Here is a 4,697-nt window from a genome sequence, read left to right as displayed (position 1 = left end):
TTGTGCTGGCGACAATAGCAAGAGTGAACCACCTGATCCCTTCCCGAACTCAGAAGTGAAACCTCTTTGCGCTGATGGTAGTGTGGGGTTACCCATGTGAGAGTAAGTCATCGCCAGCTCATTATTCCAAACACCCCCTGCTTATGCAGGGGGTGTTTTTTTATGTGCGGGAAAAAGAAAAATAGTGGAAATTAAAATAATATTCTGAATTTACTCAAAAAAATTGCCATTCTTAAATCAGGCTGATTGTGTTTTAATCATTAAAATTTTAAAGCCTAGGAATATGCGTGTTTGAGGTATTTGCACAGCTTTGTGGTGGGATTGGTTTATTTTTGCTTGGCATGACTTTAATGACCGAGAGTCTTAAAGACATTGCAGGGGAAACACTAAGACAGTGGTTAGGGCGGTTTACCGGTTCTCCTTTTAAAGCAATGACTTCAGGGATTGCCTTGACTGTCATTGTGCAATCCTCTACAGCGACTACTTTAGCAACGATTGGCTTTGTCAGCGCCGGTGTACTCTCTTTTTCGCAAGCCATTGGTGTAATTATTGGTGCCAATATTGGTACTACTACTACTGGCTGGATTGTGGCTTTTTTAGGTTTAAAGTTTTCGATTGGGCAAGTGGCTTTACCCCTCATTGCTATAGGTGCTTTACTTAAAATATTGGCCCATGGACGTACCGCACTCACTGGTTTGGCGCTTGCAGGCTTCGGACTGATTTTCTTTGGAATTGATTTGCTTCAGGTGGCCATGTCAGGGGTTGCAGAATATCTCGACCTTTCCATTTTCTCTACTGAAAGCCTGGCTGCCAAACTGTTACTGGTGCTTTTTGGCTTGGTGATGACGGTAATTTTACAGTCCTCTAGTGCCGCCATTACAGCCACACTTGCCGCATTGGCAGGTCAGGCCATTCAGCTTGATCAAGCGCTCATGCTGGTCATTGGCCAGAATATTGGCACCGTTGCAACTGCAGTTCTTGCCGCCATCGGTGCCAATGCAAATGCCCAACGAACTGCAGCGGTACATGTCTGCTTTAATGTAGTAAGTGCAATTTTTGCATTTTGTATTCTGGTTCCTTTATTTTTATGGCTTTATCAGCCCCAGTATTTTTTATCGAGTTGGGATCATGTGGTGATTGTGGCGGCTTTTCATACAGCCTTTAGTGTATGTGGCGCCTTATTTTTTATGCCATTGCTGCGTCCCTTTGAACGGCTGTTGGTGAAATATATTCCAGCACATGAAGATTCATTATTACAAGCCTTGGATGAAGCTAGTCTGGCTGTGCCTGCAGTTGCCATTAATACCGCAGAACAGGTGATCTTTAAAACAATATTGACTCAATATGCCTGGATTGTAAAAGCCATCAAATCGGCAGAACTGGTTTCAGCCAATGAGTTAAAACAGCAAGATGAATTAATCCATAAGTTACAGGATTACCTGGAAAAAATTGTTGTGCCTGAAAATAGCGCTGATCAAAACCGGCTCTTTAACGTATTAAGGATGATGGTTTATTTAAAAGTATTGCGCAGTGATTTGGAAAACTTGAAGCATGTGGTGAGTATTCGGACCCAGCCCACGATTCATCAGATTGCCCTGGATTTTATCCAGATTCTGGAAAATGCCGGAACTGTGATGCCTGATATCGATTCATCTGAAGATTTAAGTCAGCTGTATATTGAAATGGGGCATCTAAAACAGTGGAGTAAGCAGCATCGTAGTGAATTACGTGAAAAAATTAATATTTATGCTTCAACCTATCAGTTGAATGCAGCCAAAACTTTGGAGTTACTGGCTGCTCAGCGTTGGTTAGATCGTTTAGTTGCCCACAGTCATCGTCTGATTAATGTGCTCAATGAACGTCAGCAAGCACTTACAATGCATCAAATTGACGACGAGCATGTTTGAGTGCCGATCTGAGACCTTCTTCCAGCGTTGGATGGTAAAAAGGTTTCGCCAGAATTTGGTGGATATCCTGATCTGCATCAATGGTCCAGGCCAGAAGATGGGCAAGATGTTCGGCTTGTGAACAGAACAGTTCTGCGCCTAATAATTTGCCTGATTTTTTATCAATATAAACTTCGATACCGCCTTTATTTTCTGCCAGTACCAGCGCCCGTCCCTGATTTTCATAGGAGGCAAATCCTCGGATAAACTCAATCTCTTGCTGTTCTAGCTGCTTAAAACTTTGTCCCACAATCGCCATTTCCGGATGAGAAAATACGATTGCCAATACAGTGAGTGCTGGAATCGGTTTAACTTCTGGATAATTTAAACAGTTATGCACCACTTCTTTGCCGGCATGTGCAGCTTCATGTTGAATGGGGGCATCAGGTGCGGCATCACCGACTATAAATATTGGCAGATCTGCGAGTTGTTTGGTTTTTTTATTGATAGGCAGTTTTTTGATATCTGTAAAAGCAGGGTTTAATTGGTCTAAGCCTAAACGATCTAGGTTCGTCTGACGTCCTGTAGCACCCAAGATATAGTCAACTTCAATACTTTGCACTTGATCATTCTCAGTAAAATTAATCTTGATCTGATCGGCTAGTTTTTTGACTTGATCTGGCAAGACTTTAAACTTGATATTGATCTCTTGACTGAGCTCTTTTTGCGCGAGTGACTGCAAAGTAGGGCTGCTTAACGAGCCTACTTTCTGGCTACGAGCAAACATGGTGGTGGATACGCCAAGCCGTTGCATGGCTTGGGCCAGCTCAATGGCAATTACACCACTTCCGATTACTGCTAAGGACTTGGGTAATTGGGAAAGTTCAAATATTTCATCAGAAGTCAGATATCTGTCGCCTAATTCTTGCTTTAATACTTTATCAATATTAGGCCGTGAACCCACTGAAACAATAAAGCTTTTAGCCTGATAGGTTTGTCCATTGACTTCAACAGTATGTGTATCAATAAACTTGGCTTGACCGGAAATTTTATGTGAAGCTTCCCATTGATCTACGCCTTTCAAGGTTGCACGAATAAAACGTTCTCTTAAGCTATGCAAGCGTTGCATGACTCTTGAAGTATCCACCGCGGCATCATGTTGTAAAGCGAGAGCTTCTGCAGACTGAATGTCATGCATCCGATTTGCAGATGAGATCAGCAGCTTACTCGGCATACAGCCGACACGGGCACAGGTGGTATCCCATGGGCCATCATTGATAATTAAAATATTCTGGTTGTATTTGATGGCTTCATTATATGCACTGATTCCGGCTGTGCCTGCGCCAATGATGATGAGGTCGTACATATCTAGACTTTTTCAAAATTTGTATTCTTAATTCCAATATACAAAAAAACCCTCTATAAAAGAGGGCTTTTATTAAATCTTTACATTAATATTTTACATTTTTTGGAGAAGTAATATTGGTTGTTACACCACCTGTAGTATTGGTTGATGTTCCTTGATATTGAACTTCGTTAATAAGATGATTAAACGTCAATACTGAATTAAGTGTTGATGCTTTAAAGTTCAAAATATTTGGACCTTGTAAATAAATACTCCCAACAAATTCTTTCGCATTCAGTGTAGGTGCTTCATGCTCAACACGTGTACCCGCAATTGAAACACTTGGTAAGTTAAGTGTTTCAATATTATTTAAGATTTTGTATGTACTAGGTTTATCACCATGTGTAGATTCAATTTTGAAATTTACAGGCTCAGCATACGCGACATTGGTATTGTCATTAATCAGTGTATTAAAGCCCGAACCTGCTTCCGTCACATAGTATTCACTTTGATCAGCAGTTTTAGGGACTTTATAAATACTTAAGGCACCCATTGTGGTCACTTGATCTTCCCAAACAATTTCAGGCTCGCCTTCTTCATTCGTCACTTCAGTTGGAATTCTTTTTGTTACATCAATTTTGAAATCACTTGTTTCTTGGTTAATGAGAATAAAGCGTTTTTGAAGACCTTGTGTTTGTTTAAATGGATATGAAAATGCACCAGCAATCGTAATATCTTGTAAGTTTTTTAGAGGATTTTTATTTTCAAACACAAATAAATAGGTTTCACCATAGTAGCTATTTAAATCTGGTAGAATATCATCTGACTTTAGACGAATATTGGTCAAATCATCATAGGCAACGCCTGCTGCATTGATTCCTTTATCAATTTCAAAGTCCTACCCATCGTATTTACTGCCAAGTAAATTTCTAATTTCATTTCCTTTGAATACATAGCATGCGCGGAAATCAGTTGTGCTGTTTGCAAAACATTTCTCTAAACGATGCGTATTTTTAAAGGCAGTAATATTCACATTGCGAATATCTTGTGAAATTTTTAATACACTTTCAGCATAGGTATCTAAGGCGTGATCAATATAGCCCTTTTTTTCAGAATTAGCTTGACCAAATAAAGAAGCTGCTTCCACTTTTAAAGCATTAAAAACTTTTTGTTGATCTGCTGTTGACGGCGTTTCTGATGGATCAATAGTATTTTCTCCATTTGTAGAGGTATTATCATAATAACCACCGCCCCCACATGCAGCTAAAAAACCTGCTAAAGTGATAACAAGCACACTTTTATTAAACTTCATGTTTTACCCCAAAATAATTATATAAAGAATAGGACTTACGCACTATTATTTATAGATTCTCTGTGGTAGCAGATGATTTTTATCGAGAATAAAGTCATCAATGAAGTTTTTGATAACTGGTCTAAATAATTTCTTCTGCCAACGATATACATTT

Annotated in this window: 4 protein-coding genes, 1 rRNA gene and 1 pseudogene; 2 read left to right on the top strand and 4 right to left on the bottom strand. The window is 39.6% G+C overall.

What is annotated here, in order from left to right; all coding sequences use genetic code 11:
* Positions 1-4 precede the first annotated feature (4 nt).
* Positions 5-119, top strand: a 5S ribosomal RNA gene (gene rrf, locus FTU82_RS15655).
* A gap of 168 nt (positions 120-287) precedes the next feature.
* The gene (locus FTU82_RS15650) at positions 288-1,907 is read left to right on the top strand and encodes a Na/Pi symporter (protein ID WP_180101626.1); all 1,620 of its coding nucleotides are present in this window, start codon (positions 288-290) and stop codon (positions 1,905-1,907) included.
* On the opposite strand, the gene FTU82_RS15645 is transcribed toward FTU82_RS15650, so the two are convergent.
* The 4 genes and pseudogenes from FTU82_RS15645 to FTU82_RS15635 all read right to left on the bottom strand — a co-directional run.
* Positions 1,873-3,252, bottom strand: coding sequence for a dihydrolipoyl dehydrogenase (locus tag FTU82_RS15645; RefSeq protein WP_180001895.1), 1,380 nt, complete (start codon positions 3,250-3,252; stop codon positions 1,873-1,875). The two genes, FTU82_RS15650 and FTU82_RS15645, sit on opposite strands and share 35 nt — an antisense overlap.
* Positions 3,253-3,337: 85 nt before the next feature.
* Positions 3,338-4,078 carry a hypothetical protein gene (locus FTU82_RS16355; protein WP_306669840.1) on the bottom strand — a complete coding sequence of 247 codons (741 nt, stop codon included), beginning with the start codon at positions 4,076-4,078 and terminating at the stop codon, positions 3,338-3,340.
* Positions 4,079-4,129: 51 nt separating this feature from the next.
* Positions 4,130-4,543: a hypothetical protein gene (locus tag FTU82_RS16350; RefSeq protein WP_306669839.1), complete on the bottom strand. Its 414-nt coding sequence runs from the start codon at positions 4,541-4,543 to the stop codon at positions 4,130-4,132.
* 45 nt (positions 4,544-4,588) lie between these two features.
* Positions 4,589-4,697 (bottom strand): annotated as a pseudogene (locus FTU82_RS15635) (IS701 family transposase); the annotation flags it as partial.

This window comes from Acinetobacter sp. YH12151 (assembly GCF_013418355.1).
GTDB classification, from domain to species: domain Bacteria; phylum Pseudomonadota; class Gammaproteobacteria; order Pseudomonadales; family Moraxellaceae; genus Acinetobacter; species Acinetobacter pseudolwoffii.
The sequence above is the reverse complement of the archived record's forward strand: the minus strand, read 5'-3'. Positions and strand labels throughout refer to the sequence as shown.